Consider the following 26,097-nt stretch of genomic DNA (forward strand, 5'->3'; position numbering starts at 1 on the left):
CCCGAGACACCCGCCGAGGCCGACACCGGCGCCGAGGCGGTCCCGCAGTGAACTGGTACCGCAGGCTCGAGGACCGACTGGAGTCCGGCAGCGACGATTCCGGAGTCATCCGCGGTGCCTTCGGTGCCAAAGGCAGCTATCTGCCCGTCGCCGTCAACGTCATCATCCTCATGGGATGGTCGTGGGTGCAGGCCATGCTGGCGGGCATCAGCGTCAACTACGTCGTCGAGCAGACCACCGGCTTCTCCAACCCGATCCTCTTCTCCGTCCTCTGTCAGGCCCTCGTCGTCGGTCTGGCCATCCTCGGCCACGAAGGCATCGAGAAGGCCGAACCCTGGTTCGCTCTGCTCATCCTCCTCGTCATGGCGTTCGTCTTCGTCACGGCCTTCACCGGGCACGCACCGAGCGAGTATGTGCAGATGAGCGCCGACCCCTCGCTCGAATTCACCCCGGCCCTCGCCCTCGACATCGTCATCTCCACCGCGATCTCGTGGACCGTGCTCTCCGGGGATCTCAACCGGCTCGCAAAGAGCCAGCGCGCGGGCGTCGTCGGCTCAGGATTGGGCTACTTCACCTCGACGGTGCTCGCCATGGTCCTCGGTCTCACGGCCTTCAGCTATATCCTCATCGACCGAAACGGATCGGCCGGGTCCGGCGACACCGGTGACTGGCCTGCGGCCTTCGACCCGACCGGGCTTGCCGACGAATTCGGCTGGGCGCTGGCCATCGTCATCTTCCTCTCCGTGATGGCGACGAACACGATGGTCGTCTACGGAATGGTCAACTCGGTGGTGGGGGCGCAGAGCCGGACCCGGTTGCGCTTCCTCCCTGTCGCTCTGGTGCTCGGGGCGATCTCGATCATCGGCTCGACCTGGTTGGCCCTGCTCGATCAGTACACCGACTTCCTCACGATGATCGGGGCCTTCTTCGTCCCCGTCTTCGCGATCCTCATCGTCGACTACTACATCATCAAACGTCGCGTCTACACCCGCGACATCCTCCGCGACTCCGGCGGACTCTACTCGTATGCCCGCGGCATCAATTGGGTCGCGGTGGTCGTGTGGGTGGTCGGGGCGCTCGTGTCCTACCTGCTCACCTACGCCTATCCGAGCCCCGTGGGCGCGACGATCCCGTCGTTCATCGCCTCATTCGCGCTCTACCTCGGACTCTCCTGGCACACGAGGGGCCGGTTCGCAGCCGTGTCCGCGGGTCACCTCTCAGCCCAGGTCTGAGATCCGCCCGGCTCTGAGCTCTGCCGTGGTCCGAGAACTACCCCTCGCTCGGGTACATCTGACGTTCGAGCTCAGGGAAGAGCGTGCGGACGTATTGGTCCGTGAGGTGGTTCCAGTCGCGGTAGACGAGCACATTGCCCACGACCGGTCGGATCGCATCGTCAGCGGTCAGGGCCGGAGTGAGATCGAGGTGGACGATCCCATCCTCGGTCAGCGCCGCCTCGGCGGGGTTGGGGCTGTCCGCACCGGTCGCGGACGCGACGGCGCAGGCCTCCTCATCTCCGTGCTGGACGATGCAGGCGCGAGGATCGACCTGCTCTCCGCGCTCGTCGGTCAGCCACGGATTGTCGCGGATGGCGAAGACCGGGATGTCGGCGGCGGCGATGCGGGTGAAGACCTCCCGGTATTCCTCGGGCACATAGTCCGTGAACGCGGATTGGCCACCTCGGGGACGGGTCGAGACCATGAACACCCCCTCGCTGGGAGGCTCCTCCGTGATGTGCTCTAAGACCTTCTCCGACCAGGTGTCGCACTCCGGGTCGTCGGGACCGCCGTAGCGCAGCGGGCATCCCGCACGGAGGAATGGGACGATGCGGATCCCACGGTCTCTGCCGATCCGGTCGAGCGCGCCGAGCCACTGTTCGCTGTGCGATCCGCCGACGACGTAGAGCTCCTTCGCCGAGGTGGGGTCCCCGTATTCGCAGGCCGATCCATCGGCGCCGACGGTCGTGATCTCGTTGCCGGGTTTGTCGGTCACGCATGAGTCGGCCGTGGCCGGCGGCATCATGTCCGTGCGGTCGACGAGGCTGGGGTAGACAGGCACGTCCGAGCGGGGGACAACGCCGTCGAGCAGTTCGGCGGCACCGGGATAGGAGTCAGCCCGACCCTCGGCGATGACCTCGGCGATCCTGTCCTCGTCGGCGCGTTTCTGCGCGGTCGCCGCTGCTGTCACGGCGTGGGGTGAGAGGACGAGGAGGGCGGAGCCTGCGGCGACTGCGACCATCGGCGCCCGGCGTGCCCCTGCCGGGCGCGGCGGTGTGTCCGGCTGACGCGGCGCACCGGACCCGGCGGGGGCTGGGAGAGGGCGGGACGAGTGAAGCTGGCGCAGCGGCAGTTCGATGAACCGGTGGGTCAGCCAGGCGGCACCGAGGGAGACGAGGATGACGGGAATCCCGAGCCGGGGATCCTTCGCCTCGAGCCCGGTGGCCTTGACGCCGAGGATGAGCAGCGGCCAGTGCCACAGGTAGAGGCTGTAGGCGAGTCGGCCGAGTGTGATCGCCGGTGGCGACTCGAGACACCGGATGATCACGCTCCCTGATTCGCCGATGCCGGCGAGGACCAGGCAGAGCGCGCCGAGGATGGGGACGAGCGCGAGGGGACCGGGGAACTGCTCGGCTCCGTCGAAGAGGAACCCCACGGAGAGGATGAGCGCGAGCCCGAGCCACGCAAGAACCGTTCTCAGCGCTGCGGGCACTCGGGCGGAGAAGATGACGAGTCCGAGCAGTCCTCCGGTCCCGATCTCCCAGAACCGTGAGAACGTCGAGTAATAGTTCATCGCCTGCTGCCCGGAGAGATTGAGCCAGCTCGCGTACGCCAGGGACGCGAGCGTGAGGACGAGGAGGACGATGACGACGCCACGCTGCCACCCACGGGTCCGCACATTCGCGATCCGGGTCCCGAAACGGCTCGCCGCGATCACGAGGGCGAGGACGAAGAGGTACGACTGGAGCTGAACGGACATCGACCACAGGTGCTGGAACGGCGTGGTCGTGGCCCCGGCGGCATCGTAGTCGGCTTCGACGCCGATGAGTCGCCAGTTGAGGACATGGAGCACAGACGCGGAGGCGTCGGCGAAGAGCGAGCTCAGCTCCACTCGCGAGTAGAGGAGGAGAACGCCGATCGTACTCGCCCCGACCACGGTGACCAGTGCCGGCAGCAGCCGCCGCAGAATCCGGGTCAGAGACCGCAGGGGGTTGCGCCCGTGAGGGTTCGCGGCGTTCTGCAGCTGTGAGGACACCAGCAGGAGACCGCCGACGAAGAGGAAGACGTCGACGCCGGAGGACACCTTGCCGACGAAGACATGGAAGATGACGACGAGCGCGATCGCCAGACCGCGGATTCCGTCGAGGTGGGCGTAGTGGCTCCTCGCCTGTGCAGGTGGGGTCATACTCTCACGCGGGTCGTCGGGACGGGCGGTGCAGGCGGACGGCGGATGTGGCTCGCCGAATGGAGACGCCGAACCTGCGCGCCCACCATGATACGCGAGTTCCTCGGTGAGGGCGGGGCGCGCGCGTTTGCTACTGTCGACGTGACGACGCGCGCCGGGTTCGATGATCCCCAGGATCGACCGGGATCGCAGAAAGGGAACCTGCAGACGTGGTGATCAGCCGACTCTTCGACAGATTGCTGCCTCCCGACCGTTCGCTCGATCCCCGGGCCTTGGCATGGGTGGCGGTGATCCTCGCCGCCATCGCGATGCTCGCGATCGAATCCTCGATCGCCGTCGGCGTCTACGGAGCACCGGTCGCGCTCGCCTTCGCCCTCAGCCTCGTCCACGTCGGCTGCCTGCCGCTGGCGATGCTGCGTCCCCTCTTCGCCACGATCACCTCGGCGCTCGTCTGCGGGGTTCTCCCGCTGCTGGCTCCCACGGCGGTCGGACTGCCGTGGCCGTGGACGGTGCCGATGATGATCACCCAGGTCCTCGTCATCCTCATCGTCGGACTCCGGGCACATTGGGGTGTCGCCCTCGGTGCTCTGCTCGGCAGTATCGCGGCCTCCTCGGCTGCGGCCGCGGTCGGCCATTTCCTGCTCGAGATCCGCCGGTCGGAATCGACCGTCGTGACCATCGTCGTCTTCTCGTGCATCGCGGGCGGGGTCTACGTCGCCGCGGTCATCGTCCGGCAGTGGAATCTCATCCGGTCCCAGCTCGTCCGGGAGAAGGAGAACACAGCGGTCGAGCACTCGAAGCGGGTCGCGGTCGAGGAGAAGACGCGCATCGCCCGGGAGCTGCACGACATCGTCGCCCACAGCATGTCGATCATCAACATCCAGGCCTCGAGCGCCCCGTTCCGCCACGCCGGCATCGACGCCGAGGTGGCCGAGGAGTTCGAGACGATCTCGGTCTCGGCCCGACACGCCCTCACGGAGATGCGAGGCCTCCTCAGCGTGCTGCGCAACGACGACTCCGGCCATGAACTCGCCCCGCAACCGCGGTTCTCTGAAATCGGAGACCTCATCAGTCAGGCTCAGCAGGCTGGGATCCACGTGCGCCTCCGTCAGCACGGAGACGACGTCGGCTCCGGACTGCGCGAGAGCACGGGACTGGCGGGATACCGCATCGTCCAGGAGGCATTGAGCAACGCCGTGCGCCACATCCGCGACCCGGAGATCGACGTCGATGTCTACGGCGACGGTCACACAATGACGATCAGCGTCGTCAACACCCGCGGCAATGGCCCGGCAGAACCGGTCGGGCACTCATCCGATCAAGGGCAGGGACTGATCGGCATGCGCGAGCGAGCCGCCTCGGTGGGTGGACAGCTCCGCAGCGGATGGACTCCCGGGAACACGTACGAAGTGGTGGCGACCCTGCCACTCGACCCCGAAACCGACGACGGAGAGGAGCGGTCATGATCCGCGTACTCATCACCGACGATCAGGCGATGGTGCGCGCCGGTTTCGCCGCGCTGCTCGGCGCCCACCCTGACATCGACGTGGTCGGTCAGGCCCAGGACGGCGCCGAGGGTGTGGCCATGGCCGCCGACCTGCGACCCGACGTCATCCTCATGGATGTGCGCATGCCGCTCATGGACGGCATCGAAGCGACGCGAGCGATCATCGCCGAGGCGGCCGGCCGTGACGCAGGCGGCCGTGACGCAGGCGGGGAGTCCGTGAGCCGCGAACCGCGGATCATCATGCTCACGACCTTCGACATCGATGACTACGTCTTCGATGCGATCCGCGCCGGGGCCAGCGGCTTCCTGCTCAAGGACGCCCCACCCGATGAGCTCGCCGAGGCGGTGCGAGTGGTGGCCGCAGGGGAGGGGCTGCTCGCTCCGAGCGTCACCCGTCGCGTCATCGAACACTTCGCCGCCGGGCCGCAGGCCCCGAGTCTCACTGCCCTGCCCGAGCTCACCGACCGGGAGCGGGAGATCCTCGTCGAAGTCGCCCGGGGTGCGACGAACAAGGAGATCGCCTCCTCGCTGTGCATCGCCGTGCAGACCGTCAAAACCCACGTCTCACGGATCCTGGGCAAGGTCGGCGCCAGGGATCGCGCCCAGGCCGTCATCGCCGCGTATGAATCGGGTCTCGTCGTCCCCGGCAGTCAGCACTGAGTCTCTCGCGATCGAGGGGTCGCCGACGCAGGGTCTTCGTCCAATCGAGGCTGCGCGGTGACCCCATACCCGGGTAGGGGGTCGAAGACCGCTCTCTGGGGTGACGCGGCGACCACGGTCGATTCTCTACCGTGAGGAGTATGAATCCGACCGATGTCATCAGCACCCCCTTGCCGACTCCGCAGCCCGATGCGGTCACCCGCGCTCAGGTCCTCGAAAACAGGCGTGCCCGGCGCGGCACCGCGCAGCAGGAGTTCACCAGTGACTTCAGCGCCCTGATGGCTCAGGTCAAGGACGCTGGCCTGCTGGCCAGGCGTCCGGGGTGGAACGCGCTGCGCTTCGGCCTGTTGGGCCTAGCGTATGTCGGTGCCTTCGCGATGCTCTTCCTCATCGGCGAGAGCTGGTGGCAGATGGCGACCGCCGTCGTCTTCGGTGTGCTGTTCACCCAGACGGCGTACGTCGCCCACGACGCCGCACACCGGCAGATCTTCACCAGCGGCAAGGTCGGGGAGTGGGTCTCGACGATCATCGGCAACCTCTTCATCGGACTCAGCTACGGATGGTGGCTGAAGAAGCACAATGCCCTCCACCACGCGAACCCGAACAAGGCCGGTGTCGATCCCGACATCGCACCGGGCACCCTCGTCTTCGTCGCCGAGGATGCTCGCGAACGCACCGGCGTGGCCAAATGGTTCGCCGCCCGCCAAGGCTGGGCGTTCTTCCCCCTGCTCACCCTCGCCGGTCTGCAGCTGCACGTGCAGTCGGTCCAGGCGATCCTCCGCGGACAGTCCTCGATCAAACGGCGCTGGACCGAAGGCACTCTCATCGCCATCCGACTCCTCGGCTTCCCGCTGCTGGCGATCTGGGACGCCGGACCGCTCATCGGGCTCGTCTTCGTCATCGTGCAGGTGGTGGTCTTCGGCGTCCACATGGGTGGATCCTTCGCTCCGAACCACAAGGGCCAGCCGATCGTGCCCAAGGACGTGAAGATCGACTTCCTGCGTCGGCAGGCCCTGATGTCACGCAACATCTCCGGCGGTCGCCCGATGGGCTTTCTCATGGGCGGACTGAACTACCAGATCGAACACCACCTGTTCCCCAGCATGCCGAGCGTCAACCTGCACAAGGTGCAGCCGCTCGTCCGCGAATACTGCCGACAGAAGGACATCCCCTACGCGGAGACGACACTGTTCGAGTCCTACCGGATCATCGTCCGCTACCTCAACCGCGTCGGACTCGGCCAGGCCGATCCCTTCGACTGCCCCGTCACCGCACAGTTCCGCTCCCGCTGAACGGGGAACAACCTCGGTGCGGCCGAGCCTCCCCTCACCGAGGTGGGGAACACCCTCAGGGTTTCAGTCACCGAGACGGCGCCGCAGCTCGCGTCAACTCCGACGTCGTCGTCGGGTATGCGAAGACCCTGTCGTCATGTGAGATCGTCGTGGACGCCTGAGACCCACTGTGCATAGCGTTCGGCCGACGTCTGCACGGCGTCATAGGCGCCGTTGGGGATCTGCTGACCGAAATTGCCGTACATCCGATCGAAATCGAGATCGGAGACCGTGGAGGCGATGCGTCTGACGACGGCGGCGGACAACGGCAGAGAGTTCGGGAAACTGCGCATGAACGTCACCCACCCCGTTCGGGGGACGGGGCCGATGGAATCGCCGCTGAGCATAACGCCCGCACCATCCGCACCCGTCCACACGGCGACGGCGCTGCCGGGGAAATGGCCGCCGGTGCGGCGGATGCTGACCCCGGGCAGCGGGGTCGCCTCGTGGAAGTAGGTCGTGATCGTCCTGCCTCGGCGCTGCACCCAGTCGACATCGGCCCGGCAGACGAACACAGGGGCGTCGTCGAAGGCCGCGCTCCATTCCATCTGGGTGCCGAACATGTGCGGGTGACTGGCGGCGATGGCGGCGACTCCGCCGAGCTCGGTGACTGCATCGACCGCCTCGGCGTCGATATACGGGGGGACGTCGAAGAGGATGTTCCCTTCGTCTGTGCACGCAAGGTAGCAGGTCTGGCCGATTCCGAGTTTCGGCTCGATCCGCAGCGCGAAGAGCCCGGGCTCGCATTCGTCGATGCTGAGAGAATGGCCCTCGGCTTCGAGTTCGTCCCGGGTCGTCCACGCCTGACCGGAAGCCGGAACCCACTGGCGGTCGTCATCGCAGATCGGGCACAGCCGTGGCGGCGTCGTCGTTTCCACTCCGCAGGTGCGGCAGATCGTCACATCGTCGAATGCCACGATGGATTCCTCCTCGGTCTCGATGTCGGAGACCACTGACACCCACCGACCCTAGTCGTCGCGAGAAACGATGACCAGTGTCGATGGGAGTCAGGGTGGGGAAAGTGCGCCGGGTGGGCGAGGGGTCAGTGCGCGGCTGCTCGCTTCTTCCGGTGGGCCAGGACATGGCCGATGAGGATGAGCGCGATGCCGAGGACGAACCAGCCGATGAGCACCCACCACTGGGCGGCCATTGCAGCGTCAGGGAAGTAGGAGAGGTCACGCAGGAGTGTCCCTGCTGCGCCCGGTACGAAGAACTGACCGATGTCACCCCACGATCCGAGAAGGAACTCCTTCGGCTGCTGCAGAGAGGAGATCGGATTGCCGATGAACATCGTGAGGATGGCGCCGATGGCGATGCCGCCCGCCCCCGTGAGCGAGACGAAGCCGTTGATGAGTGCCGCGGTCGAGGCGACTGCGAGGCCGGCGGCGAGCACATTGAGACCGAAGTTGCCCTGCAGGATGCCGAACCAGGACTGGAGGATGAGGGTGAGAGCCAGACCGCCGACGGCCCCGTAGACGACCACGGCGACCGCTCGCATCCGGCGGGAGTGAACGAGCATGCTGGTGAGGACACCGCCGATGATGCCGCCGATGGTCAGCGGGAGTCCGGCGATCGCGAGGCCAGCGCCGGTGGAGTCATCATCGGAGAGGGGAACGACGTCGGTGACCGTGATTTCAGGCACCTCCGTGGCCGAGGCGTCCTGTCCGGCCTCAGCGGCAGGCGAGTTCTGTTCTGCTCCCGACTGGCCCGGCTGTCCGACACCGGGGGCCTGCGAGGCGGCTTTCAGCGCCCCCTGGAGCTTTTCGAGTCCGTCCTGCATGCCCGAGATAGCCTGTTTGTCGATCTGCTGCTGCATCTGCGCGGCCATGGCTCGCAGCTGCTGGGCGACCGCGGGCGAGGCGGCCGAGGACACGAGGATCTCGGGTTCGTCGCCGAGGACCAGCGCTCCATAGACCTCGCGTTGCTTGATCATGTCCACGGCGTCGGCTCGCGAATCGGCGTCCTTGAGATCGAGCATGCCGTCGGGGGCATTGTCGACGACCTGGTCGATCTGCTTCTCGTCGCCGATGGCCGCGATGGGCAGATCCTTCGGTTCGGCCGTCACGGTCGGCCAGCTGAACGCGAGCAGGATGGCGCTGACGATCGCGGCTGCGAAGACGGCGATGCCGATGGCGTTGCCGATGCTGTGCTTCGGCAGTTTGTCGTCGGAGGGTGCCGCGGGATCTCCGGAGCCCTGCGACGAGGCGGACTGCTCTGTCCCGGCAGACCGAGAGTCTGTGTCCGGCGGAGTCGCCGCCGGGTTCGCCTCTGGAGTCGAGCTGCTGAGGATCCTCGTGCTCATGTCTGTCCAATCATCGAAAACGAATGCTCGTTCATTATGAAGCCGTAGACTATGATATATCAAGAATGGTCATTCGTTTTATGGGAGAGATGTGCCGAAGGTCACCGAAGAATACAGGCAGGCGATGCGTCGCAGGATTCAGGACGCCGCACTGTCCTGCTTCGCCCGCAGGGGATTCGCCGGAGCGTCGATGGCCGAGATCGTCAAGGAGGCTGATCTGTCGGCCGGTGCCGTCTACGTCTATTACGCTTCCAAGGGCGATCTGATGATCGATGTCGCCCGCAGAGTGATGGAACCGCGCCTTGCGGTGCTGAAGACGGCGCAGTCGCAGATCGAGGTGCCGGAACCTCACGTGGTGTTCGTGGAGCTCCTCGATTCTCTGCTCGACAACCCGTTCTCCTCGGTTCTGGTGCAGGTCTGGGGTGAGGCGTCGTATGACGAGGAGTTCGCGAGTTTCGTCGGCACGATCTTCGAAGCCCTGCTCGAACAGTTCACCGACTACCTCGCCGTCTATCTGCGCGATCAGCGAGGGATCGAATCAGAGTCCGCGCGGGCGCAGGCCGCTGCGCTGGTGCCGGCGATTCTCGCCATGCTCCAAGGTGCCGTGGTCCAAGCGACAGTCTTCGGGGACTCCTCACGGCAGCGCGTCCGGGCCGGCATCGAAGGCGTGCTCTCCAGATTCGCACTCTGAGTCTGCTGCGGCGGTTTGGCGCTCCGAGTCCGCTGCGGCGAATCGGAGTTCCAAACCCGCAGCGGCGAATCGGTCAGACCGAGTCGCCGTCGTCGTCGAAGGAATGGACGCGGTCCTCGCGCATGCTCACCGTCCCGACGCCGGGCAGATCCATGAGCGGTGCGACGAGGAGGTGCAGCGGTCGTTTGCCTTCGAACTTCACGTCGATCTGGACCATGCGTCTGCCGTCGTCGTCTTCGAACCGTCGCGAATCGACAATGGAATTCGAGAACCCCATGCGGCTGGCCAGCGCGAGGATGTCTCGGAGCACCCCGGAGCCGTCCTGGTAGGCGATGCGCAGCAGTTTGCGATGGTCACTGTTGGGGATTCTGCGGATCAGCGGTGCGACGATGAAGAGCGTGAGCAGGTGGAGGGCGGTGAGGATGGTCGCCAGCGAGAGCATGCCCGCCCCGCAGGCCATGCCGACTGCGGCGGTGACCCAGATCGTAGCGGCCGTCGTCAGTCCGCGGACCATATTGCGGCCCTTGAAGATGACGCCGGCACCGAGGAAGCCGATGCCCGAGACGATCTGTGCGGCGATCCGCGAGGGGTCGAGACGGACATCGCTGTCGAGGACGCCTGCGAAGCCGTACGCCGAGACCAGGGTGAAGGCACAGGTGCCGATGCCCACGAGCACGTGGGTGCGATAGCCCGCGGCCTTCTGCCGGAACTGGCGCTCGAAGCCGATGAGCGAACAGAGGATGAAGCTCGCCAGCAGCAGCCCGGCCTCGACGAGGCCGGACGAGCTGAAGAAGTCGATCTGTGAACCCATAGTGCTCTTCACACTAGCCCCATTTGCTACCTGACGGCGGCCCAGCAACCTCGCGCGAGGTTGCAGAGCCGCCGTCAGGTAGCAAATGGGAGGGTGTCAGACGGTCGACGGGATCGGGGTGTGATCGTCGTCCCGACTGTTGTCTTCCTCCGGTGTGCTGCGTGAGATTCCGTCGCCGGCAGTCGGGGCTCTGCGCGGTTCGAGCGAGTACGACGTCGAGTCCGACTCCTCGGTGGCCCCCGGGCGATCGGCAGAATCGGTGTCCTCGACGATCGTGCTCTGCACGGTCTGAGTCTCCTGAGTCTCCCGGGGAACATCGAGAGCCTTCGTCTGCTTGCGCAGCTGCTTCCTGCGTTCGCGCTCCCTCTCGAGGTGGAGATTGCCGAAATCGTGCTCGGTGCGCGGCGGCCGGATGCCGTCGATGAGGAAGACCAGAGCCAGGGAGACGAGTCCCCACAGCGCGAGGACCTGAAGATGCTCGGCGACGACATCGCCGTCGAAGTAGATGATCGATCGGATCGTCTCGACTGCGGCGGCCATGGGCAGCCAGTCGTGCAGGGTCGAGAAGAACGACGGCACCATGTATTCCGAGATCGCTCCGTTCGAGGCGGGTACTCCGGCGAACATGAGTGTGCCGATGACGGGAATGACCGCGAACATGCCGATGAGTCTCTCGAAGACCATCGCGAACATCGAGATGCACGCGATCGCGATGATGCCCACTCCCCACAGGGCCGCGAAGTGACCCTCGACGGCACCGGTGATCGGTCCCGCGATGAGTGCGACGACCAGCGACATGAACGGCGCATAGAGGGTGAGGAGGGGCAGCATCCGCTTGAGCGGTCGGCTCCACGGGTTCGCGTTTGCGCCCACGATGACGACCATGAATCCGGCGAGGACCCAACCCATGGCGACGTACATGACGACTACGCCGTTCTTGTCCCGGTCGGGCAGCGGGGCGATGTCGTCGACGTCGAGGTCCATGTCCTGCGCCGAGGCGACCTGCTCGAAGACCTGGTTGACGACCCGATAGGAAGCGTTGTTGGCCGCCTGATTCGCGATGAGCTCGAACTTGGGGTTCTTCTCGGTGGGCAGGACGAGTGCGGCGACCTCATCGCGGTCGTGGACGAGAGCGCGAGCCTCGTCTTCGTCGTCGGAGGCGGTGAAGTCGAACATGCCGTCCATCTGCTTGTCGAGCTTGCCGATCGTGTCCTTCGCCTGCTCGGTCGAGGAGCCGACGACGACCACAGGCATGTCTTTCGGCGCTGGCGAGTGCATGGCACCGAGCATGAACGAGATCATCATCGTCACCATGCCCAGTGGGAAGATCACGAGCGAGATGTAGCGGACGATCTTCGAATCGGGGCGGCGACCTCCGTGGATGGACGGGATGTTCACGTCCAGCGGTGCCGGATCGGGGTTGCGTCTGTGCGAGATGGTGTCGTAGAGCTTCGTGAGCAGGAGGCCGACGACGGCGCCGATGGCGAGGACGAGTAGGTGTTCGGTGACTCCGCGGCCGCCGAAGTAGAGGACCGAGCGCAGAGATTCGCCGATCGCCGGCATCGGCAGGAACTCGTGGGTGAACCGGAAGAACCTCGGCATCGTGGTCACCGGCATCGCCATGTTCGACGACGGCATGCCGAGGACCATGAGGAAGAGGATCCCGACGATCACTCCCATCGCCCCGACGAGGCGGGTGATGAAGAGCTGGACGGCGGCGATGGCGAACACGCCGAGCCAGGCGATGCCGAGCACGGCGACAGTGTCTCCGGCGTCGACGACATCGAGGATCGGGCAGGCAACCGTCCATACGAGGCCCGCGATGACGGCCGCCCAGGCACCGATGATGGGGACGATCCGTTTGAACTTCAACAGCTCGGGGGAGTTCGACCGCAGCACGCTGAACGGCAGGTAGCCGGCCATGACGATCGCCGTCATGAGGAACATCGCGGCCATCCCGGTCGGATCATTGTCGGGCAGCGGTGCGAGATCGTCGGTTTCGACATCGAGTCCCTCCTCCTGGAGCACCGGCATGACGAGACCGGTCACGGTCGTTGCCTGCTGACTTCCGGCTCCGCCGGCGGTGTACAGAGTCGCCTGTCGTCCCTCGACGACGACCGCCGCCGAGGCTTCCCGATCGATGACACGCTCACGCGCGGTGTGTGCGTCTGCGACCTGGTCGACATCGAGGGCGTCGGGCTCGGCGCCGTTGAGTGCGTAGGCGAGATCGGACGCGGCCGACGAGGAGCCCGCAACAGCGATGGGCATGTCCTTGGGCGTGGGGGAGTGCATGGTACCGAGGTAGCTCGTGATCATCATGCCCACGAAGATGAGCGGCATGACGAAGATCGCGACGGTGCGTCCGATCATTTCGGCTTTCGCGCGCTTCGCTGCCGCCTCACCGCTGTCGGCGGACTCAGGGGTCGTGGCAGTTGTCGAGGATGGATCGTGCGGGTGAGCTCCCTCGTTGTGGAACTCCTGCGAGCTCTGATGGTCGAACTCGCGGGCCTCTCTCCTGGTCTGCGGCGGTCGGTCCGGCATTGTCTGCTCCTTGCGGGTGGATGGACTGTGATCCTCGTCGACCACCATGTGCATACCCAGATTAAGACACATGACTTAAAATGGTGAAATCGAGAACGAGTGGAAAGATGAAAGTATGGGAACTCAGACCGACCGAGCGCGTGAGGCACTGCTCGATGCCGCCGAAGAGCTCTTCGCCCGACACGGGATCGATGCGGTGTCGAACCGGCGGATCGTCGAACACGCCGGAGCTGCCAACCACTCGGCGGTGGCCTATCACTTCGGGGGACGCGACGGACTGCTGCGTGCGCTCGTGGTTCGACACAACGACGAGATGTCCCGCCGGAGAAGTGAGCTCACTGCGCAGCTGTCTGATGCGCCGAGCATCCACGAACTCATCACCTGCCGACTGCGCCCGCTCATCGAACTGCTCGACAGTCTCCCTCGGCCGAGCTGGCGTGCACAATTCATCTCTCAGATCTCGGCGGTGCCCTCGGCTGTCGAAGTGGCAAAAGAGGTGATCGGGGGTTCGGATGTGCCCGAGGATCTTCGCTTCATCAACGGTGCGGTCGAGGGCATCCCTGAGGGGGTCCTGCGCGGGCGAGCCTACCTGCTGGGGTCTATGGTCGTCGGCGTCTGCGCCGATCAGGAGGCGAAGATGAACGAGGATGCGAACAAGGGTAGTTGGGAGCAGGTCGGCCGGTTCCTCATCGACGCCGCCGCGGGCATGCTCGCCGCGCCCGTGACCGATCCGGACGGTGCGGTACGGTACCCGAACGTTCCGCTGCTCTGACCCGGATACTCCCATTTGCTACCTGACGGCGGCCCAGCAACCCGCGCGGGGTTGCTGGGCCGCCGTCAGGTAGCAAATGGGAGTCAGTTGCAGCCGTTGGGGCCGCAGACGGCTCCGTTCGGGTATTCGTCATCTGTGGCCTGGGGGTCGGCGAGGACGGTGAGCTTCTGGCTCTCGTCCCAGGCGGTCTCGAGAGCTTGACTGAAGGCTGCTGCCGGCTGTGCGCCGGAGATGCCGTATTTGCGGTCGATGACGAAGAACGGCACACCGTTGGCGCCCAATTGCCTGGCCTCGGCGATATCGGCCCTGACCTCCTTGGTGTACTCATCGGAGTCGAGCACCCGCCGTGTCTCCTCGGCGTCGAGACCGAGGGTGGAAGCCACCTCGGCGAGGTAGGAGATGTCACCGATATCACGACCCTGTTCGAAGTGACCGGACAGGAGTGCCTCCTTCGCCTCGGGCATGAGTCCGTGGGAGTGAGCGAAGTGAAGGAATCGGTGGGCGGTGAAGCTGTTGGCCACGACGATCGCATCGAAGTCGTAGTCGAGGCCTTCGCCGGCTGCCTGCTGCGTGACATGGTCGAACATCTGGCGGACCTGCTCGGGCGGCATGCCCTTCATCTGGCTGAGGTATTCGGTCTCGGTGCCGTCGAAGTGCTCGGGCAGGCTCGGGTCGAGCTGGAAGCTGCGCCAGGAAACGTCGACGGAGTCTTTGTGGGCGAAAGCGTCGAGGGCCGTTTCGAAACGACGTTTTCCGATATAGCACCAGGGGCAGGCGATGTCCGACCAGATCTCAATCTTCATGACAGAAGCAACCGCGCTCGCCAGCGGCTTATTCCACACTTCGCACCGCCTATTGCTACCCGACGGCGGCCCAGCAACCTGGCGCCACGTTGCTGCGCCGCCGTCGGGTAGCAATAGGGCGGCTTGTGTGTGGGTCAGAAGAGTGCCTGCTGCGCAGGGGCGTTCAACGAGGCGGCCGGTGGCGGTGTCAGGGGAGCCTGGTGTCGTCGACCTTGCCGTCGAGTGGTGGCGGGGTAGTCGTCATCGCTGCGTCCGTGCAGTCCATAGCCGTCGATGAGCGGATTGATGCGCTCACCCAGCCAGCGATGATAATCCTTCGAGGCATACGAGGAGGTCGCGTACATGCGGCGGTAGCGGGGGAGGAGCTCGGGGTGTGCGCGTTCCAGCCAGGAGAAGAACCACTCCCGTGCTCCCGGGCGCAGGTGAAGTGCGCCGTAGACCACCCGCGAAGCGCCGGCGTCTCTGATCGCGCGCAGCGCTGAATCGAGGTGGTCGCGGGAATCGGTGAGCTTCGGGAGGATCGGCATCATGAAGACCGTGACATCGAAGCCGAGTTCGGCGGCGGCTCGGACGGTAGCCAGCCTGGCCGCAGTGGTCGGCGTGCCCGGCTCGAGGCTCTGCTGAAGCTCGTCATCGTGGACGGCGATCGACATGCTGATCTCCACCGGAACATCTTCGGCCGCGTGGGCCAGCAGCGGCAGATCCCGCCGCAGCAGCGTGCCCTTGGTGAGGATCGACATCGGGGTGCCGTGCTCGGCCAGGGCGGTGATGACACCGGGCATGAGCGCGTACCTGCCCTCGGCCCGCTGGTACGGGTCGGTGTTCGTGCCGAGGGCGACGAGCTCGCGCGACCATTGCGGCTTGGCCACCTCGGCGGCGACCACATCGGGGGCGTTGATCTTGACGAAGACCTGTCGGTCGAAGTCCTCGCCGGAATCGAGGTCGAGATAACGGTGTGTGTTCCTGGCGAAGCAGTAGACGCAGGCGTGGGAACAGCCGCGATACGGGTTGATCGTCCAGGTGAATGGCATCGAGCTGGCCGCCGGCACCCGATTGAGTGCGGTCTTCGCGAGCACCTCGTGGAAGGTGATACCGGAGAACTCGGGTGTGCGGACGGTGCGGACGAGCCCTCGGATACCGAAGAGCTCCGGCGTTGTCGCCGCGCCGGGTTGCCCGCCTGCGGCCGGGGCACCGCCGTCTGGAGCGGGGTCAGCGAGTTCGTTCCACCTCATAGAACAATTCGAACATGTGTTCGAACGTGCGTCAAGGCCCGCGAGCAGCAGTTGCGGGGAGGCAAGCGCCTGCGAGCAGCTATGGCGTGGCGGAGGTCAGGATACGCGCATGCCCTTGAACTCGCTGCGGTGGAAGACGAGTGCCTCCGGGCCGTCAGGGCTGCGCGTGGCAAGGATCTCGAGCAGGGCGACGGTGTGGTCGCCGGCCTCGACCTCGTTGTAGAGGCGGGTCCAGAGGAATGCCGAGCTGCCGGGGATCGTCACCGCGCCTGCGGGCGTGAGGTCGGGATCGACGCCGTCGAAGCGGCGGGAGCGGTCCTTCGAGGCGAGCTGTCTGGCCAGCTCCTCCTGGTCCGTGCCCAGCAGCGAGATACCGAGCTCGGGTGCCTCGCGCAGGGTGGGCCAGGTCGCTGACGACTTCTGGACCGCGACACTGACCAGAGGCGGATCGAGTGAGACTCCGACCGTCAGCGTGGAGGCGACGAGCCCCGCGGGGGCACCGTCGATGGTTGCGCCGATGAAGGCGACTCCCTGCGGGAAGTGGGAGAAGGTCTCGCGGAGGTTCTCCGGCGAGGCGGCAGCGGCGGCCGTGGACGGTGTGGCCGAAGGGTTTGTCAAGATCGTCATTCCTTCACCTCATATGCTCTGTTGAGCGATCCGGATCGGCATCTCCAGTCGTGCGAGGCTCGAGACTCTGGGACCGCTCGTCGATATGCGTCAGTCGTGTTCCCCGATCATTGCAAAGTCCACGTGAAACGCGGTGATCGGGGCCATATGGCGACTCATTGTGACCCTCTGTGACAGACAAAGTCGGACCATGACGCGGTGCGACGTCAATGTCGGTGCTGGGGCATAGATTGCTCAGCGATACTGATGACCCGACTCATGTGTCTCACCCGGTGAGCGCAGCAGGAGCCTTCCATGACCCAGACCTCGGTCACCTATCCGACCAACCAGGACCCGCCTCGGCGATTCCTCGATGGAAAGAAACGGGTGCTGGCGTCGGCCTTCGCCGGAACGACGATCGAGTGGTACGACTTCTACCTCTACGGAACCGCGGCGGCTCTGATCTTCAACGTTCAGTTCTTCCCCTCCGACAGCGAACTCGGCAGCAGACTCGCGTCCTTCGCCACCCTCGCCGTCGGATTCTTCGCCCGCCCGCTGGGCGGAATCCTCGCCGGCCACCTCGGGGATCGGGTCGGACGCAAGGCCCTGCTCGTCGTGTCCCTGCTGTCCATGGGCATTGCTTCGACGCTCATCGGTCTCGTCCCGAACTTCGCCGCCATCGGCTGGTGGGCCGCCGTCTCGCTCGTCGTCCTGCGCATCGTCCAGGGGCTGTCCGCCGGAGCCGAATGGGGAGGTTCCGCTCTGCTGTCGGTTGAACACGCGCCGGCCCGCAAGCGCGGATTCTTCGGTTCCTTCACCCAGATCGGCTCCGCTGCGGGCATGCTCCTGGCCACCAGCGCCTTCTTCATCGTCCAGAATCTGCTGAGCACCGAACAGTTCGAAGCATTCGGGTGGCGCATCCCGTTCCTAGCCTCCGCACTGCTTGTGGGACTGGGTCTGTGGATCCGCCTCGGTGTCTCCGACGCCCCGGAATTCCAAGAGCTCAAGGACTCCGGCAAGGTCGCCAAGGCTCCGCTGCGCACGGTCATCATCGACCACCCTCGGGTCCTGCTCATCACGATCGGTCTGCGCCTGGCCCAGAACAGCGTCTTCTACCTCATCACCGTCTACATGCTCAGCTATCTGTCGGAGAACCGCGACGATTCGACCTCCGGCGTCACTGCTGTGATGATCGCCTCGGCCATCGGTCTGGTCACCGGCCCGGCGTGGGGCTGGGTCTCCGACCGCGTCGGCCGCAAGCCCGTGACCATCGGCGGCTTCATCGGCATCGCCGTGTTCGGGTGGATCTTCTTCGCCTACCTCGACGCGGGTCCGCTGGCCTTCCTGCCTATCATCGTCATTCTTGGCATGAACCTTGCCCACGATGCCGTCTACGGGCCCCAGGCCGCTTGGTTCGCCGAGCAGTTCCCTATCGAGGTCCGCTACTCGGGAGTGAACATGGGCTACCAACTGGGCACCGTCATCGGCGGCGGAATCATGCCGATGGTCGCCGCGCTGCTCTACGTCGCCGGCGGGCACTCGCCGTGGCTGATCTGCGGCTACCTCACCCTGCTGTGCGCGATCTCGCTCATCGCTGCCGTGGCGGCCAAGGACCCGGCACGCGACCTCGCCCGCAGCGCAGCCTGAGCCGCCGCCTGAGCCGACAGTGCATTCGTACGTAAGCCCCCTGCGGGGCCGGTGCGACACGCCGACACAACAACACGCACCACTGAAACTGGAGACAATTGATGACGAAACCGATCGTGCTCAACGCCTTCGACATGATGACCCCGGTCCATCAGTCGCCAGGCCTCTGGCGCCACCCCGAATCACGCATCGGAGAGTTCACCCAGCTCTCGTTCTGGACGAATCTGGCGAAGACGCTCGAAGAGGGCGGATTCTCATCCCTCTTCCTCGCCGACATCCTCGGCGTCTACGACGTCTACGGCGGCAACGCCGATGTCACGAACCGTGGGGGAGTCCAGTTCCCGCTGCTCGACCCGCTCGTCGCGATCCCGGCCATGGCCGCGGCCACCCAGACCCTCGGCTTCGGCGTCACCGCCTCGGTGACGTATGAGAAGCCCTACCTCCTCGCCCGCACACTGACGACCCTCGACCACTTCACGAACGGTCGGGTGGCCTGGAACATCGTCACCAGCTACGTCGATTCCGCCGCCCGCAACCTCGGTCTGTCCGGCCAGATCCCGCACGACGAGCGCTACGACCGGGCCGATGAGTTCATGGACGTCATGTACAAACTCTTCGAAGGATCAATCACCCCCGACGCGCTCAGGGCCGACGCCGAAGCGAACGTCTTCGTCGACCCCGAACAGGTCCACGACATCGGTCACGAGGGAAAGTTCTTCACCGTGCCCGGCCAGGCGCTCGCCGTTCCCGGCCCTCAGGGCACTCCGCTGCTGTTCCAGGCCGGTGCTTCCAAGCGCGGTCAGGAGTTCGCCCTCGACCACGCCGAGGCGATCTTCTTCTCCGGTCCGACGCCTGAGATCCTGCGGACCTGGGTCGACAAGGTCCGCGACGGCCTCGAGGCGCGCGGACGTGACCGTGATTCTGTGAAGATCTTCGCTCTGGCCACCGTCATCGTCGACGACACCGACGAAGCTGCCGAGGCGCGCCTGGCCGACTACCGCAGTTACGTCGACACGGAGTCCGCGCTCTCGCTCTTCGGCGGGTGGACCGGAGTCGACCTGTCGGGAGCGAACCCGGAGGACACACTCGAATACGTGTCCACCGATGCCAACCAGTCCGCGCTCGCCTCGTTCACGACCATGGCAGGGGACAAAGCGTGGACGATTCGGGATCTGGCAGAGTTCGTCGCCCTCGGCGGTCGCGGACCGGTCATCACCGGGTCGCCCGCGACCGTTGTCGACGAATTCCAACGCTGGATGGCCGAGGCCGACATCGACGGGTTCAACATCGCCGCAGCCGTCCGACCGGCCGATGCCGAACGCTTCACGAAGTATGTCTCACCCGAGCTGCGCCGGCGCAGACTGCTGCCCGAGGCGGTTCCCGGAGCCACGGTGCGCGAAGCACTCACCGGAGGCGGCCCGCGACTGGCCGACGACCACAAGGGCGCGGGCTTCCGCCTCGACGCCGCCCGCATCTGAGTCCCACCACCGCCCCGGCCACCGACGCAGTCCATGTCGCCGAGGCGGCCGTCCGGCGGCGGGGGAGCTGACCCCGCCTGCCCCGCCTCGGGCATAATGGTCTGCGGCCGTTTCCCGATCCGTCGACCGAACAGAGACCGTGTATGAGTGCTTCGACGCCGCTGACCACCACCGAGTCCGACGCAGAGCGCGGCTACCGGCGCAAGGCGCTCTTCGCCGCCGCCATCGGCTACGGACTCGACGGCTTCGACCTCCTCGTCCTCAGCTTCGCCCTCTCGGGCATCATCGCCACCTTCGGTCTCAGCGACGTCCGGGCCGGTTCGCTGTCGACGATCACCCTGTTCGGTGCCGTGCTCGGCGGCATCGTCTTCGGCGCACTGGCCGACCGCTTCGGCCGAGTCCGCGTGCTGACGTGGACGGTGCTCCTCTTCGCTGTGTTCACCGGACTCTCCGCACTCGCCCAGGGATATTGGGACCTCGCGGCCTATCGGTTCATCGCCGGCATCGGCATCGGCGGAGAATTCGGCATCGGCATGGCGCTGGCCGCCGAGGCGGTCCGTGCCGACCAGCGGGCGCGGGCCACCTCGTGGGTGGGGGTGGGTTTCCAACTCGGCGTCTTCGCCGCGGCCATGGTCTCGGCCCCGGTCATCGCCCTCTGGGGTTGGCGGGCGCTGTTCCTCATCGGTCTGTTCCCCGCTGTCTTCGCCTTCGTCGTCCGCCGCGGAGTCTCCGAACCCGAGACCTTCGTCCGCGCTCAGACCGGCAGAGACGATGAGTCCGGTGCGGCGACTGGGCACTTCGGCGCGAAGCTCGGGGCGCTGATCAAGGACCGGACCACGGTGCGAACCACGGTGGCGCTGACCATCCTCACCAGCGTGCAGAACTTCGGCTACTTCGGCATCATCACCTGGCTGCCGAACTACCTCTCCGGGCAGATGGGGCTCGGCGTGACGAAGGGATCCCTGTGGACGGCAGTGACGGTCTTGGGCATGCTCACCGGAATCCTCGTCTTCGGACAGCTCGCCGACCGCCTCGGCCGACGTCCGGCCTTCTGGATCTTCCAGGTGGGAGCCATCGTCTCCATCCTCGTCTACTCCCAGATGAGTGATCCGAGCGCGCTGCTGGCAGGCGGCTTCTTCATGGGCGCCTTCGCCAACGGCATGATCGGCGGACACGGAGCCCTACTCGCCGAAATGTACCCGACCGAGGTCAGAGCCACCGCACAGAACGTCATCTTCAATGTCGGCCGCGCCATCGGCGGCCTGGCCCCCGTCGTCATCGCCCTGCTGGCCGGATCCCTGGGCTTCGGCTTCGCCCTGGCACTGCTGCCCGCCATCTACGTCATCCAGTTCCTCGCGATGTTCCTGCTGCCGGAGAAACGTGGGGCCGAACTCACCTGAACCGACCCTCCTGCAGTCTCTGTGAGGCCGCGCACATGCGTGACGCTCTGTGACAGCAGAGCCGGGAGAGCATGACACACGCCGTCATAATCGACGCTTGTGAGCAATTCAGACACCGCCGCGAACCAGGCGACCACACGCATCATCTCCACCGCATCCGACATCCACTCGGTCCTCGCCGAATTCGGCTCACAGGGAACGAAGACGAAGGCGGTGATCATCCTCGCCCTCGGCGGAATCTTCATGGACGCCTACGACTTCTCCTCGCTGGCCTTCGGCATCACCGCAATCCAGGAGCAGTTCGGGCTTTCGGGGTTCATGACCGGCCTTGTCAACGCATCGATCATGATCGGTGCGGTCATCGGTGCCCTCTTCGGCGGCTACCTCGTCGACCGTTTCGGCCGCTACCGGCTGTTCATGGCCGATATGGTCTTCTTCGTCATCGCGGCCATCGGCTGCGCCCTGGCTCCCAACGAATGGGTGCTCATCGCCTTCCGCTTCGTCATGGGCATCGGCGTCGGCCTCGATCTGCCCGTGGCGATGGCCTTCCTCGCCGAATTCTCGAAGCTCAAGGGCAAGGGCAACCGCTCACAGCGCGTGAACTCGTGGTCGCCTGCCTGGTACATCGCCACCGGCGTCGGCTACCTCATCGTCCTCATCATCTTCGTGACTCTGCCGTATGACCAGCACGCGATCCTCTGGCGCATCGTCGTCGGCTTCGGCGCCGTGCCCGCCCTCGTCGTGCTCCTCGTGCGCCGCCGCTACCTCGCCGAGTCCCCGGAATGGCTGGCCAACCAGGGCGACCTGCGTGCGGCCGTCGACGTCATGCGCTCCCACCACAACCTCGACGTCACACTCGCCCCCGAAGCGGCGAGCGGTGAGTCAGAGGAACCGGCCGGGGAGACCGGCAAGCCCGCGGCCGGACGGTGGCGAGGGTTCGCCGAGCTCTTCTCCCCGAAATACCGCGTGCGCACCATCGTCGCGCTCTGCGTCTCCGTCTTCTCGACCTTCGGCTACAACGCCGTGGCCTATGGAACGCCGCTCATCATCACCACCCTCTTCCACCAGACTCCGCTGATCACGATCGTCTCCTCGCTCATCATCAATCTGGGCTTCGGTGCTCTCGGAGGTCTCCTCGGCATGTCGATCGTCAACCGCTTCGGCACCCGCAAGATCACTTTCATCGGCTTCGTCATCCAGGCGCTCGCCCTTGGCCTCCTCGCCATCGTCGGCATCCCGAACGGGGCACTCGTCCTCGTCTCGGTGGCGATGCTCGCCGCCTTCGTCTTCGCTCAGGCAGGCGGACCGGGTGCCAACCTCATGAACTACGCGACCCTGTCCTATCCGACGAGGCTGCGCGGCATCGGCATCGGCTTCAACCAATCGGTGCTCCGAGCCTTCTCGATCGTCTCGCTCATCATGTTCCCGATCCTCGCGGCCTCACTCGGCACCGGCGTGTTCTGGATCGTCGCTTGTGCGCCGCTGGCCGGAGCCATCGCGGTAGGCATCGTGGCGTGGGATCCGACGGCCAAGGACGTCGAACGCGAAGAATGACTCCGTGGGCGCTCGGTAGAGATGGAATACCATTACTGCCGAGTGCAGGTCGATGATCGCCGAGGCGGTCCCGAGGTGCCGTATCTCGTGGGCCTGACCGTGTGAGACCGCGAATGACGTGTGCTCTTCCGGTGCATTGGTCTTGCGGCGCAAGTGTGACCCGCGTTACTCTGAGGCGACAGGATTTCGCCGTCGCAGCGCCCGGATCCCTTATTTGGTATCCCGGCGATGTGCTCGTCACGCAGGAGCTGTGAGCCGCATGAGGAAGACCGAGAACGAGACCGCGGAGGAGTCCGTGCCGTCGCGGCTGGGCCCGAGCCCGGACCAGTTGGCCGCACACCGGATCAGTCCGCGCTTCTACAATGCCGACCTCGCTCCGAGCAAGAAGGAAGGACGCAGCTGGACCGCGTACAGCGTGTTCACCCTGTGGGCCAATGACGTGCACTCCCTGGGCAACTACGGCTTCGCCCTCGGCCTCTTCGCGCTCGGCCTCGGCGCCTGGCAGATCCTCGTCGCCCTCCTCGTCGGCGCCGCCCTGCTCTTCTTCCTCCTCACCCTCTCGGGATTCATGGGACACAAGACCGGGGTTCCCTACCCGGTGATGAGCCGCATCGCCTTCGGCATCCACGGTGCCCAGCTGGCCGCCTCGGTGCGGGGGATCGTCGCGATCGCCTGGTTCGGCATTCAGACGTACCTGGCCTCGAGCGTTCTCAATGTCCTCCTCCTCACTCTCATCCCCGGCCTTCAGACTTGGGCAGACACGGAATTCCTCGGCCTGTCCGGACTCGGCTGGTTCTCCTTCACTCTGCTCTGGATCGTCCAGGTCATCATCGTCAGCTACGGCATGGAGATGATCCGCAGGTACGAGGCGATCGCCGGCCCCATCATCCTCGTCACCTTCCTCGCCCTCGCCGTGTGGATGCTGTCCCGGGTGGACTTCTCGATCTCCTGGTCCAGGGACGGCGCCCTGTCCGGATGGCCCATGTGGATGCACATCCTCGGCGGCGGTGCTCTGTGGGTCTCGATCTACGGCACCTTCGTCCTCAACTTCTCCGACTTCACCCGGGCGGCGAAGAAGAAGGGGTCGATCGTCGTCGGCAACTTCTGGGGGATCCCCATCAACATGCTCGTCTTCGGCCTCGTCGTCATCTCCCTGGCCGGAGCCCAGTACGAACTCGACGGCACCGTCATCACCTCGCCTGCCGACATCGTGCAGACCATCGGCAGTCCGATCCTGCTGGCCCTGGCCTCCCTGTCCCTGCTCATCCTCACGATCGCGGTCAACCTCATGGCGAATTTCGTCGCTCCGACCTACGCCCTGACCAACCTCTTCCCCCGCCACCTCAACTTCCGTTCGGCGGCGATCGTCTCGGCGATCATCGGCTTCGTCATCCTGCCGTGGAACCTCTACGACTCACCCGTCGTCATCGTCTACTTCCTCGGCGGGCTCGGCGCTCTGCTCGGACCCCTGTTCGGCATCATCATGGTCGACTACTGGGTGGTGCGGAAGACCAAGGTCAACGTTCCCCAGCTCTACACCGAGGCCGGCGACGGCGAATACTTCTACCACCACGGTGTGAACTGGAGGGCGATCGGAGCGTTCATCCCCGCCTCCGCGATCTCCCTCGTGTTCGCACTGGTCCCGACCTTCGCCGGACTCTCCGAGTTCTCGTGGTTCTCCGGAGCAGCCCTGTCTGCGATCATCTACTTCGTCATCGCCCGCCGGGACTTCACCTTCCGTGAGGTCGACGGTGAGGAGATCGCTGTCCCGACCACCCACTGATCCCACCGCGCCACTGACCGATCCCTCCGCAATCCCGCCACACCACCCGCCGACCTTGATGGAGCCACCAGTGAGAATACTCGTCGTCAACGTGAACACGACGGAGTCGATGACCGAGGGCATCGCCCGAGCCGCGCGCACGGCCGCCTCGCCGGACACCGAGATCATCGGACTCACCCCGAGGTTCGGTGCCGAGTCCTGTGAAGGCAACGTCGAGAGCCACCTCGCAGCCATCGGCGTCATGGATGCCGTGCTCAACTACGAGGGCGACTACGACGCCGTGATCCAGGCCGGCTACGGCGAGCACGGGCGGGAGGCTCTGCAGGAGCTCCTCGACGTCCCCGTCGTCGACATCACCGAGGCGGGTGCCGCGCTGGCGATGTTCCTCGGCCGCCGGTACTCGGTGGTCACCACGCTCGATCGCACCGTCCCGCTCATCGAGGACCGCCTGCGCCTGTCCGGACTCGACGCTCACTGCGCTTCCGTGCGAGCGTCGGGTATGGCGGTCCTCGAGCTCGAAGAGAGCCCGGATCGTGCCGTCGCCGCGATCGCCGACCAGGCCGCCGAGGCGGTCGACCGTGACCGTGCCGAGGTCATCGTTCTCGGGTGCGGCGGAATGGCCGATCTCGGCCGGACGATCACCGAGCGGTGCGAGGTCCCCGTCGTCGACGGCGTCACGGCTGCGGTCAGGCTCGCCGAATCCCTCGTCGGACTGGATCTTCGGACATCGAAGGTGAGGACCTATGCCCCCGCCCGGCCGAAGCAGGTGAGCGGATGGCCATTCCCCGGCGTCGGCGGCCTGGCAGGCAGTGCGGGAGGCGACGTGGGGGACGCCTCGGACGTCGTCGTCGGGGACTGAGGCTCACTCCCCCTCGGGTGAGTCCTGTTCGGGGGAGTCCTCCGGCTCTGACCGTTTCTCCTCGATGGCCCGAGCCAGGCGCTCGGTGTGTTTGTCATGCTGGTCCTGGCTGGTGCCCAGGTGTCGGCCGGCGAGTTCCCCGGCCTTCGTCTGGTCGCGCCGGGCGATGGCGTCGAAGAGTTCGGCATGCTCGGTCGCGACGACGTCGAGGTCGTCATGCTGGCTCAGCTGCCAGCGCATCCGGGAGTCGAGGAGGGCACCGATCTCCCCGAGCAGCTCATTGCCGGTGAGCTCGGTGACGATGGCGTGGAACTCCGCGGCACTGCGATGAGCGCCGACGACATCACCGTTCTGCGACAGCTCCCGGCCCCTGCGCATCGCTGATTCGAGACGGGCGAGGCCTTCCCGCGTGTGGCGCTGTGCGGCGAGTTCGAAGATGAGCACGTCGAAGACTGCGCGCACTTCGTTGAGGTCGGCGATGTCGCTGGGGGAGAACTCGCGCACGGTCGACCAGGTGTTCGGTCGCGTCGTCACCAGGCCCTCCGAGGCCAGCTGTTTGAGGGCCTCACGGATCGGTACGCGGGAGACGCCGAGCTCGTCGGCGAGGTTGCGTTCGACGAGTCGCTCTCCCGGCAGGCGGATGCCGTCGATGATCTGGTTGCGCAGGATATCGGTGACTCGCACCGTCTCGGAGCGCGGCGTTGCGCTGTTCATCGGGGCA

Annotated in this window: 21 protein-coding genes; 12 read left to right on the top strand and 9 right to left on the bottom strand. The window is 65.8% G+C overall.

Annotated features, from left to right (window positions below):
• Positions 1 to 47: 47 nt before the first annotated feature.
• Positions 48 to 1,232, top strand: a complete 1,185-nt coding sequence (locus GUY23_RS06960; protein WP_228282776.1) for a cytosine permease — start codon at positions 48 to 50, stop codon at positions 1,230 to 1,232.
• A gap of 37 nt (positions 1,233 to 1,269) precedes the next feature.
• Here GUY23_RS06960 and GUY23_RS06965 read toward each other — a convergent pair whose 3' ends face one another.
• Positions 1,270 to 3,399 (bottom strand): acyltransferase family protein, encoded by a 2,130-nt coding sequence (locus tag GUY23_RS06965; RefSeq protein WP_166970914.1) that lies wholly within the window; start codon positions 3,397 to 3,399, stop codon positions 1,270 to 1,272.
• Between the two features lie 209 nt (positions 3,400 to 3,608).
• Here GUY23_RS06965 and GUY23_RS06970 point away from each other — a divergent pair, with 209 nt between their 5' ends.
• From GUY23_RS06970 to GUY23_RS06980, 3 genes are all read left to right on the top strand, one after another.
• Positions 3,609 to 4,865: a sensor histidine kinase gene (locus GUY23_RS06970; RefSeq protein WP_166970916.1), complete on the top strand. Its 1,257-nt coding sequence runs from the start codon at positions 3,609 to 3,611 to the stop codon at positions 4,863 to 4,865.
• Positions 4,862 to 5,566 (top strand): response regulator, encoded by a 705-nt coding sequence (locus tag GUY23_RS06975; RefSeq protein WP_166970918.1) that lies wholly within the window; start codon positions 4,862 to 4,864, stop codon positions 5,564 to 5,566. The genes GUY23_RS06970 and GUY23_RS06975 overlap by 4 nt, the downstream gene beginning before the upstream one ends.
• Positions 5,567 to 5,706: 140 nt before the next feature.
• Positions 5,707 to 6,858, top strand: coding sequence for a fatty acid desaturase family protein (locus GUY23_RS06980; RefSeq protein WP_166970920.1), 1,152 nt, complete (start codon positions 5,707 to 5,709; stop codon positions 6,856 to 6,858).
• Between the two features lie 134 nt (positions 6,859 to 6,992).
• On the opposite strand, the gene GUY23_RS06985 is transcribed toward GUY23_RS06980, so the two are convergent.
• Together GUY23_RS06985 and GUY23_RS06990 are read right to left on the bottom strand one after the other, a co-directional pair.
• Complete coding sequence (locus GUY23_RS06985; RefSeq protein WP_228282777.1) at positions 6,993 to 7,856, bottom strand: hydrolase; 864 nt, start codon at positions 7,854 to 7,856, stop codon at positions 6,993 to 6,995.
• An 83-nt stretch (positions 7,857 to 7,939) separates the two neighbouring features.
• Positions 7,940 to 9,199: an ABC transporter permease gene (locus GUY23_RS06990; RefSeq protein ID WP_166970922.1), complete on the bottom strand. Its 1,260-nt coding sequence runs from the start codon at positions 9,197 to 9,199 to the stop codon at positions 7,940 to 7,942.
• Positions 9,200 to 9,323: 124 nt separating this feature from the next.
• Here GUY23_RS06990 and GUY23_RS06995 point away from each other — a divergent pair, with 124 nt between their 5' ends.
• Positions 9,324 to 9,890 carry a TetR/AcrR family transcriptional regulator gene (locus GUY23_RS06995; protein ID WP_166970924.1) on the top strand — a complete coding sequence of 189 codons (567 nt, stop codon included), beginning with the start codon at positions 9,324 to 9,326 and terminating at the stop codon, positions 9,888 to 9,890.
• Between the two features lie 73 nt (positions 9,891 to 9,963).
• Here GUY23_RS06995 and GUY23_RS07000 read toward each other — a convergent pair whose 3' ends face one another.
• Positions 9,964 to 10,701 (bottom strand): MgtC/SapB family protein, encoded by a 738-nt coding sequence (locus tag GUY23_RS07000; protein ID WP_166970926.1) that lies wholly within the window; start codon positions 10,699 to 10,701, stop codon positions 9,964 to 9,966.
• 96 nt (positions 10,702 to 10,797) lie between these two features.
• A complete protein-coding gene (locus tag GUY23_RS07005; RefSeq protein WP_166970928.1) occupies positions 10,798 to 13,242 on the bottom strand; it encodes a DUF3533 domain-containing protein in 2,445 nt (814 codons plus the stop codon).
• 115 nt (positions 13,243 to 13,357) lie between these two features.
• Here GUY23_RS07005 and GUY23_RS07010 point away from each other — a divergent pair, with 115 nt between their 5' ends.
• A complete protein-coding gene (locus GUY23_RS07010) occupies positions 13,358 to 14,014 on the top strand; it encodes a TetR/AcrR family transcriptional regulator (protein WP_166970930.1) in 657 nt (218 codons plus the stop codon).
• Between the two features lie 83 nt (positions 14,015 to 14,097).
• Here GUY23_RS07010 and GUY23_RS07015 read toward each other — a convergent pair whose 3' ends face one another.
• From GUY23_RS07015 to GUY23_RS07025, 3 genes are all read right to left on the bottom strand, one after another.
• Positions 14,098 to 14,817: a DsbA family oxidoreductase gene (locus GUY23_RS07015; protein WP_166970932.1), complete on the bottom strand. Its 720-nt coding sequence runs from the start codon at positions 14,815 to 14,817 to the stop codon at positions 14,098 to 14,100.
• Between the two features lie 134 nt (positions 14,818 to 14,951).
• The gene (locus GUY23_RS07020; protein WP_166970934.1) at positions 14,952 to 16,049 is read right to left on the bottom strand and encodes an Rv2578c family radical SAM protein; all 1,098 of its coding nucleotides are present in this window, start codon (positions 16,047 to 16,049) and stop codon (positions 14,952 to 14,954) included.
• A gap of 96 nt (positions 16,050 to 16,145) precedes the next feature.
• Positions 16,146 to 16,676, bottom strand: a complete 531-nt coding sequence (locus tag GUY23_RS07025) for a flavin reductase family protein (RefSeq protein WP_166970936.1) — start codon at positions 16,674 to 16,676, stop codon at positions 16,146 to 16,148.
• A gap of 294 nt (positions 16,677 to 16,970) precedes the next feature.
• Here GUY23_RS07025 and GUY23_RS07030 point away from each other — a divergent pair, with 294 nt between their 5' ends.
• The 6 genes from GUY23_RS07030 (at position 16,971) to GUY23_RS07055 (ending at position 25,376) form a co-directional block, all read left to right on the top strand.
• A complete protein-coding gene (locus tag GUY23_RS07030) occupies positions 16,971 to 18,302 on the top strand; it encodes an MFS transporter (protein WP_166970938.1) in 1,332 nt (443 codons plus the stop codon).
• A 101-nt stretch (positions 18,303 to 18,403) separates the two neighbouring features.
• Entirely contained in the window at positions 18,404 to 19,780 is a 1,377-nt protein-coding gene (locus tag GUY23_RS07035) for an LLM class flavin-dependent oxidoreductase (RefSeq protein ID WP_166970940.1), read from the top strand.
• A gap of 143 nt (positions 19,781 to 19,923) precedes the next feature.
• Positions 19,924 to 21,180 carry an MFS transporter gene (locus GUY23_RS07040; protein ID WP_166970942.1) on the top strand — a complete coding sequence of 419 codons (1,257 nt, stop codon included), beginning with the start codon at positions 19,924 to 19,926 and terminating at the stop codon, positions 21,178 to 21,180.
• Positions 21,181 to 21,279: 99 nt separating this feature from the next.
• Positions 21,280 to 22,734 carry an MFS transporter gene (locus GUY23_RS07045; RefSeq protein WP_166970944.1) on the top strand — a complete coding sequence of 485 codons (1,455 nt, stop codon included), beginning with the start codon at positions 21,280 to 21,282 and terminating at the stop codon, positions 22,732 to 22,734.
• Between the two features lie 259 nt (positions 22,735 to 22,993).
• A complete protein-coding gene (locus GUY23_RS07050; RefSeq protein WP_166970946.1) occupies positions 22,994 to 24,517 on the top strand; it encodes an NCS1 family nucleobase:cation symporter-1 in 1,524 nt (507 codons plus the stop codon).
• A gap of 70 nt (positions 24,518 to 24,587) precedes the next feature.
• The gene (locus GUY23_RS07055; protein WP_228282778.1) at positions 24,588 to 25,376 is read left to right on the top strand and encodes an aspartate/glutamate racemase family protein; all 789 of its coding nucleotides are present in this window, start codon (positions 24,588 to 24,590) and stop codon (positions 25,374 to 25,376) included.
• A 3-nt stretch (positions 25,377 to 25,379) separates the two neighbouring features.
• Here the strand turns inward: GUY23_RS07055 and GUY23_RS07060 are convergent, their stop codons facing one another.
• Positions 25,380 to 26,090, bottom strand: a complete 711-nt coding sequence (locus GUY23_RS07060) for a GntR family transcriptional regulator (RefSeq protein WP_166970948.1) — start codon at positions 26,088 to 26,090, stop codon at positions 25,380 to 25,382.
• Between the last annotated feature and the right edge of the window lie 7 nt (positions 26,091 to 26,097).

Origin of the sequence: Brevibacterium atlanticum, assembly GCF_011617245.1 — a bacterium.
Classification (GTDB): Bacteria; Actinomycetota; Actinomycetes; order Actinomycetales; family Brevibacteriaceae; genus Brevibacterium; species Brevibacterium atlanticum.

Bases quoted from the DNA above. Each gene is read 5' to 3' on its own strand.
- GUY23_RS06965 (WP_166970914.1), bottom strand. From the start codon at position 3,399: ATGACCCCACCTGCACAGGCGAGGAGCCACTACGCCCACCTCGACGGA.
- GUY23_RS06975 (WP_166970918.1), top strand. From the start codon at position 4,862: ATGATCCGCGTACTCATCACCGACGATCAGGCGATGGTGCGCGCCGGT.
- GUY23_RS06980 (WP_166970920.1), top strand. From the start codon at position 5,707: ATGAATCCGACCGATGTCATCAGCACCCCCTTGCCGACTCCGCAGCCC.
- GUY23_RS06990 (WP_166970922.1), bottom strand. From the start codon at position 9,199: ATGAGCACGAGGATCCTCAGCAGCTCGACTCCAGAGGCGAACCCGGCG.
- GUY23_RS06995 (WP_166970924.1), top strand. From the start codon at position 9,324: ATGCGTCGCAGGATTCAGGACGCCGCACTGTCCTGCTTCGCCCGCAGG.
- GUY23_RS07000 (WP_166970926.1), bottom strand. From the start codon at position 10,701: ATGGGTTCACAGATCGACTTCTTCAGCTCGTCCGGCCTCGTCGAGGCC.
- GUY23_RS07005 (WP_166970928.1), bottom strand. From the start codon at position 13,242: ATGCCGGACCGACCGCCGCAGACCAGGAGAGAGGCCCGCGAGTTCGAC.
- GUY23_RS07010 (WP_166970930.1), top strand. From the start codon at position 13,358: ATGGGAACTCAGACCGACCGAGCGCGTGAGGCACTGCTCGATGCCGCC.
- GUY23_RS07015 (WP_166970932.1), bottom strand. From the start codon at position 14,817: ATGAAGATTGAGATCTGGTCGGACATCGCCTGCCCCTGGTGCTATATC.
- GUY23_RS07020 (WP_166970934.1), bottom strand. From the start codon at position 16,049: ATGAGGTGGAACGAACTCGCTGACCCCGCTCCAGACGGCGGTGCCCCG.
- GUY23_RS07025 (WP_166970936.1), bottom strand. From the start codon at position 16,676: ATGACGATCTTGACAAACCCTTCGGCCACACCGTCCACGGCCGCCGCT.
- GUY23_RS07030 (WP_166970938.1), top strand. From the start codon at position 16,971: ATGACCCAGACCTCGGTCACCTATCCGACCAACCAGGACCCGCCTCGG.
- GUY23_RS07035 (WP_166970940.1), top strand. From the start codon at position 18,404: ATGACGAAACCGATCGTGCTCAACGCCTTCGACATGATGACCCCGGTC.
- GUY23_RS07040 (WP_166970942.1), top strand. From the start codon at position 19,924: ATGAGTGCTTCGACGCCGCTGACCACCACCGAGTCCGACGCAGAGCGC.
- GUY23_RS07050 (WP_166970946.1), top strand. From the start codon at position 22,994: ATGAGGAAGACCGAGAACGAGACCGCGGAGGAGTCCGTGCCGTCGCGG.
- GUY23_RS07060 (WP_166970948.1), bottom strand. From the start codon at position 26,090: ATGAACAGCGCAACGCCGCGCTCCGAGACGGTGCGAGTCACCGATATC.